The sequence below is a fragment of the Nostoc sp. genome, from assembly GCF_036917515.1.
Lineage (GTDB): Bacteria > Cyanobacteriota > Cyanobacteriia > Cyanobacteriales > Nostocaceae > Nostoc.
In genome coordinates this window covers 1-5964 of the sequence record NZ_JBALDE010000271.1, presented here as the reverse complement: position 1 = coordinate 5964, position 5964 = coordinate 1, and the positions used below count along the sequence as shown (strand labels likewise).

The following is a 5964-nucleotide window of genomic DNA, read 5'->3' as shown; positions in this document are numbered from 1 at the left end:
AGATCATAACTGTAAGGGTTTGCCATACGAATGCAGAAATCAATCACTTCTCTATATATTCTACGTCCTAACTAAGATGGCGACTGCTATAATTGCTGATTGGGCACTAACAGTAGAACAGGTGTTTAACAGCGCAAACAGACCAGAATCAGCAGGTGAATAGAAAATACAATTGAGTTTTTCATTCTTCCTGTTTTCCTAGATATACTTCAATTACACGAGAGTCATTTTGCACTTCTTCAAAATTTCCTTCACACAGTACCGAACCTTCATGTAATACTGTTACTTTCTTGGCAATTTGACGCACAAATTCCATATCATGTTCAATTACTAAAATTGAATGACTCTGCGCTAGTGCTAGAAGTAATTCGCCAATATTGTAGGTTTCCTCATCTGTTAAACCTGCAACTGGTTCATCAACAAGTAATAAATCTGGAGACTGTGCTACTAACATCCCAATTTCTAAACGTTGCTTTTCTCCGTGAGAAAGTAAAGCTGCTCTGATATCAGCTTTTGGTGTTAAACCGATGGTTTCTAATAATCCTTTAATATTATTCTTTTCAACAGTATTAGAATGTTCAAACAAAGTAGAAAAGACATTTTTCTTTTTGTTACTCGTAATTTCTAAATTTTCACGGGGTGTTAAGTTCAGGTAAATTCTGGGTGTTTGAAACTTGCGCCCAATTCCCAATCGGGCAATTTTATATTCAGGTAAAGAACGCAGATTTCTTCCTTTGAATAAAACTTGTCCCACGGTTGGCTGAACTTTCCCCGTAATTACATCTAGAAATGTTGTCTTTCCCGCACCATTGGGGCCAATTACTACTCGTAATTCACCCAAATCCATACTAAAGTTAAGCTGGTTTAAAGCCTTAAAACCGTCAAAACTAACAGTTACGTTTTCAGTTTCCAATATTTTCACGTTCATGTTGCACTTCGGGGTCTTCTTCCAAGGTGGGATATGTAGCAATTTCTTGACGACGGTGGAAAAGAGAAATATTCTGACTACGCAACCATCCCACGATACCGTCAGGAAGGACTGTAACTACTATCAAAAATAGTGCGCCTTGGAAAAATAGCCAGATTTCGGCAAATTGTTCGCTTAAAAAAGTGCGGGCATAATTTACTAACAAAGTTCCGACAATCGCCCCAATTAAAGTAGCGCGTCCGCCTACAGCCACCCAAATCACCATTTCAATCGAAAAGGCAATATCCATTGCTCTGGGTGAGACAGAACCACTCTGAATGGTGTAGAATGCTCCTGCTATACCTGCGATCGCACCGGAAACTGCAAACACCACCACCTTAAAATCTGTAGGGTCGTAGCCAGAAAATCTTACCCGACTTTCATCATCACGAATTGCTATCAACAACCTCCCAAAGCGTCCAGTTGTCAACCAGCGACAAATTCCATAGGTGATTGCGAGAAACACTATCGTCAGCGTATAGAAAACTAATTGGGTTTTGGTATCGCTGACCGTTGCTCCAAACAAAGTTGTAAAATCTATCAGTCCGTTCGTACCGTTAAAAAGTTTTTGCTGACCGTTAAAGAAGTTAAAAAATACAATAGTTCCGGCTTGAGTCAAGATGGAAAAATAAACTCCTTTGAGACGATTTCGGAAAACCAAATATCCCAACAATCCCGCCAATAACCCTGGAACTAGTACCACCAAAGCTATTGTCAAAGGAAAAGAATAAAAAGGTTGCCAAAATGCAGGAAGTTCCGTAACTCCATAAAGTCCCATGAAATCAGGTAACTCACCAGTAGGGACTTGGAGTTTCAGGTACATTGCGATCGCATATCCACCCAAACCAAAGAAAATACCATGTCCCAAACTTAGTAAACCAGTATAACCCCAAATTAAATCGATACCCAAAGCTGCGATCGCCAGTGATAAAAATCGCCCCAACAAATTTAGACGAAACTCCGACAGCAGCAGTGGCATGATAATTATCAGCAAGAGTGCGATCGCAACCACTACCCCAACTTCGATTAAAATTAACCTCCCCCCCTTCTTTCTCATTCTCTGCGTCCTCCCTTTGGGTGACGCTCCTGCGTCGCTAACGCTGACGCTCGAGGACTCGCTAACGCTTCGCTATCGTTAACACCAGTCGCCTGCGGAGGGAAACCCTCCCGCAGTGCTGGTTCACTGTATCTCGGCGGTTTAAACATCAACAGTACGTCCCTTCTGCGGAAAAATTCCCCCAGGCTTCCACTGCAAAAACACAATAATCAGCGCAAATACCATCACCTTCGCCATACTTGTCGTCGCAAAAAAAGTAAACAAATCTGCCAAAGGTTTAACAGGAGTCAACAACAAAGCCAGAGTCCCAGAACCAATTAAAAAATTAGCCGTACCAATACCCAAAGCAGCTACAATCGTACCGACTAAATTGCCCACACCTCCAACGACAACAACCATAAAAGTATCAATAATATAGTTTTGTCCTGTATTTGGTCCTACAGAACCAAGCAAACTAATCGCACATCCCGCCACACCAGCTAAACCAGAACCCAGTGCAAAAGTAATCGCATCCACCTTTTGAGTTGGGATACCCAAACAAGCGCTCATACTCCGATTTTGCGTCACAGCCCGAATTCTTAAACCCCAACTAGAACGTTGTAAAAATAAATAAATTCCCGCCACACAGATTATTGTTAAAGCAATAATAAATAACCTGGCAAAGGGCAATTGCACACCACCTAAAGACATCCCTGCTTGTAACCAAGTAGGTGCTGTTACATCCACATTTTGAGCGCCAAACCAAGGTTGAGTCACTGCTAACTGATAAGTTTGACTTAATAAATTGCCCGTTGTGATTGTCACTCCCAGCGATAATAAAAATATCACCGCTACAATCCAGTTACGAACTCTTCCCAAATCGGTGCGAGAATTTAAAATCCATAAACCTCCAAAAAATAGTAGAGAAAATAATACTATACTAGTTATCAATACCCAATTCACACTGCGGACAAACTGCTGAAAAATTAAACTTACTCCCCAAGTTGCCAATAGAGTTTCTAATGGGCGTCCATAGAGATAACGAATCACGCCTTTTTCTAAAATTAATCCCACAGTAGCCGTGAATAGAAATGCAATAATCAAAGCCAAAAATATATAGACTTCAAACCACACCCCACCTAATTGCTTACATACATTTTGGACAACATAAGTTGTATAAGCGCCGAACATCATCAATTCACCGTGCGCCATATTGATGACGCCCATCAATCCAAATATAATCGCCAGCCCCAATGCTGCGATTAATAATACAGCGCCAATACTAATACCATTAAATACAGCTTCTAAAAATCCTGCTAACACTTATTTCTCCACAACAGCTATCAGCGAGTAGTTAGTATCTCGTGTGCCTCGTTCCCAGTCTCAGACTGGGAATGCCTATTAGGAGGCTCTGCCTCCTAACTCGCGGCAGCAGCCCAATGAGCAGCATTTCTAGGTAGAACCTGGAAACGAGAAAATTACGAATTATTTAGGTTTTCTTATACTTACCACCCTTGGCAGGGTCACTCCAATCACAAGCAAATCCTTTAGTTTCTTTCACAAATTGATTCCAAGGAACTGGCTCAACTGGTGCAGGAGTAGCATAGACAATATCAAATAAACCATCTAGCCTTACTTGACCAATTCGGACAATTTTAGATATGTGATGATTAGCATCCATTGTCACTTTACCTTCAGGTGCATCTAGAGTTTGACCATAAGCCGCAGTACTTACCTTCGCTATGTCTGTACTACCAGCTTTTTGTACTGCTTGTTTCCACAAATAAACTGCAATGTATGCTGCTTCCATTGGGTCATTTGTTACTCGGTTTTCACCGTATTCTTTCTTAAAAGCTGCGACAAACTTTTTATTAGCAGGTGTATCTACTGTTTGGAAGTAATTCCAAGCAGCGTAGTGACCTTTGAGATACTCTACACCAATTGCTTTAACTTCTTCTTCGGCAATACTGACAGACATAGAAGGATATCTTTCTGCTGTCAATCCAGCACCTTTCAATTGTTTGAAGAAAGCAACGTTACTATCACCATTCAGAGTATTGTAAATTACACCTCCATTAGGCAAAGCTTGCTTAATTTTAGTGATAATTGGTGTAACTTCTGTGTTGCCAAGAGGTAAATAATCTTCACCGACTGTTTTTCCGCCTAAAGCTTCTAGTTGAGCTTTAATAATTGTGTTAGCAGTCCGGGGAAAAACGTAGTCAGAGCCAACTAAGAAGAATTCTTTGCCCTTATTTTTTAACAGCCAATCAACAGATGGTTCAATTTGTTGATTTGGCGCAGCGCCAGTATAGAAAATATTTTTAGAACACTCTTGACCTTCGTATTGTACAGGATACCACAGCATGTGGTTTTTGCTCTCGAATACTGGTTTAACGTTCTTACGGCTAGCAGAAGTCCAACAACCAAAAACTACAGTAACTTTATCTTGATCGATTAGCTTGGTTGCTTTTTCTCTAAAAGTATCCCAGTTAGAAGCGCCATCTTCGGTAATAGCTTCAATTTGTTTACCTAAGACACCACCAGCAGCGTTAATTTCTTTGATTGCTAACTTTTCAGCATCAACAACGCTTTTTTCACTAATAGACATCGTACCACTCAGAGAGTGCAAAATACCTACTTTTATGGTGTCACTAGCAGTAGCCGCTGCTGGTGAAGCAGCAGGAGGCGCAACTGGACTCTGTGTAGCAGTTGGAGAATTATTCGCACAAGCTTTCAAAAAAAAGCTACTTCCAAAAGTTAAAGAACCGTAAATTATAAACTTGCGTCGGTTAAATTGTCTTCTCATCTTTTTATGAATTTTCTTCTTGAGGAATCAGCCAACTTATAGAAAGCTGACAATATCAATCTTTAAAATGTGATATTAGTGCCATAGTTTACTAGTAAAAAGTGACGCCTTATACAAAAAAGTTTGTTTTTGTAATAAAAAACAAACTTTTTAATATTAAGCTTTATTAACTTTATAAAGATTCTCATATCTATGCAATACGTTCTGAAAGAAAAAAACCTTTCTCTTCCACGAACATCTTTGATTCTAGACAGTTAAAAACTGCTTTTTTTGTGCAAAATTATTGTCGATGCTAAATAGATACCTGGTTAATACAACAATAGTTTTAATCATTAAGTCAGGTTAAAATATTCCATCTACACTGCTATTACTCAGATACTCCTGGTTCAATCCGTGCCCCAAGCTGAAGAACCCGTCCAAGATCGTCAGCGTTTCGCCAGGTTTCAATTATCTTTCCATCGGTAATATAATGAATGAACGTAGCAGTGAATGTCTGTTGACGACCGCGACCTAGTATGCCAAGAAAACTCTCCTGGATGCAGGTATTAGTCGCACGTACAACAACTTTGTCACCTTCAGCGATTACGTCTTCAATTGTCCATTTCTGCTGGATAGGCCCAAATGAACCAAAGAGTTTGCGTACTCCTTCTGGGCCAAGAGGAAGTCCTGGTAAACCACCGTGTATTTTCCAAGTCGGGGCGGTTATCTCGCAAATTTCTTCGATCTTATGCTCGCTAATAAGTTCAATCCACCGTTGAGCAATTATTTTATTGTCCTCAATCGAAGACATTACTGCTATTCCTTTACTGAAAATTAGGCGAACTCTAATTATTTATTTAGACAGACAAGCTGCACTATTGTCAATTAACTAATACCGATTCTGTATGAAGATGCGCTAAACCATAAGTACAAGAAAGAAAAACGAACCGCATACTCCTACGGAAAAGCAATCTACGCGTTAGCGTCTCCCCTTGGGAGAAGGACGCAAAAGATACAAAGTGGCTTCCCTCCCGCAGGTATGACACAAAGAAAGAAGTTAAAATTTGGTGCAGCCTCACAAAGAAATGGTATTACCCCTCTTTTGTTACTTTGGGTAAAGAAAAAACAGCAATCTTATTCAACTAGCAATAGGAAAACTGATTGGACTCGCCCGAA

5 protein-coding genes are annotated in these 5964 nt (G+C 40.0%); all 5 read right to left on the bottom strand.

Translation table 11 applies throughout. The features are described 5' to 3' along the window. Positions 1-181 precede the first annotated feature (181 nt). The 5 genes from urtD to V7K89_RS34335 all read right to left on the bottom strand — a co-directional run bounded on the left by urtD (position 182) and on the right by V7K89_RS34335 (position 5599). Positions 182-928, bottom strand: coding sequence for an urea ABC transporter ATP-binding protein UrtD (urtD, locus tag V7K89_RS34355; RefSeq protein ID WP_335195348.1), 747 nt, complete (start codon positions 926-928; stop codon positions 182-184). After that, the gene (urtC, locus tag V7K89_RS34350) at positions 903-2024 is read right to left on the bottom strand and encodes an urea ABC transporter permease subunit UrtC (protein ID WP_335195347.1); all 1122 of its coding nucleotides are present in this window, start codon (positions 2022-2024) and stop codon (positions 903-905) included. The genes urtD and urtC overlap by 26 nt, the downstream gene beginning before the upstream one ends. Positions 2025-2165: 141 nt before the next feature. Beyond that, positions 2166-3326, bottom strand: a complete 1161-nt coding sequence (locus tag V7K89_RS34345) for an ABC transporter permease subunit (protein WP_335195346.1) — start codon at positions 3324-3326, stop codon at positions 2166-2168. Between the two features lie 166 nt (positions 3327-3492). Then, the gene (gene urtA / locus V7K89_RS34340; protein WP_335195345.1) at positions 3493-4809 is read right to left on the bottom strand and encodes an urea ABC transporter substrate-binding protein; all 1317 of its coding nucleotides are present in this window, start codon (positions 4807-4809) and stop codon (positions 3493-3495) included. 367 nt (positions 4810-5176) lie between these two features. Continuing rightward, a complete protein-coding gene (locus V7K89_RS34335; protein ID WP_335195344.1) occupies positions 5177-5599 on the bottom strand; it encodes an ester cyclase in 423 nt (140 codons plus the stop codon). Between the last annotated feature and the right edge of the window lie 365 nt (positions 5600-5964).

Excerpts from the sequence above, each read along its gene's own strand:
- urtD (WP_335195348.1), bottom strand. The coding sequence starts at position 928 with ATGAACGTGAAAATATTGGAAACTGAAAACGTAACTGTTAGTTTTGAC.
- urtC (WP_335195347.1), bottom strand. The coding sequence starts at position 2,024 with ATGAGAAAGAAGGGGGGGAGGTTAATTTTAATCGAAGTTGGGGTAGTG.
- urtA (WP_335195345.1), bottom strand. The coding sequence starts at position 4,809 with ATGAGAAGACAATTTAACCGACGCAAGTTTATAATTTACGGTTCTTTA.
- V7K89_RS34335 (WP_335195344.1), bottom strand. The coding sequence starts at position 5,599 with ATGTCTTCGATTGAGGACAATAAAATAATTGCTCAACGGTGGATTGAA.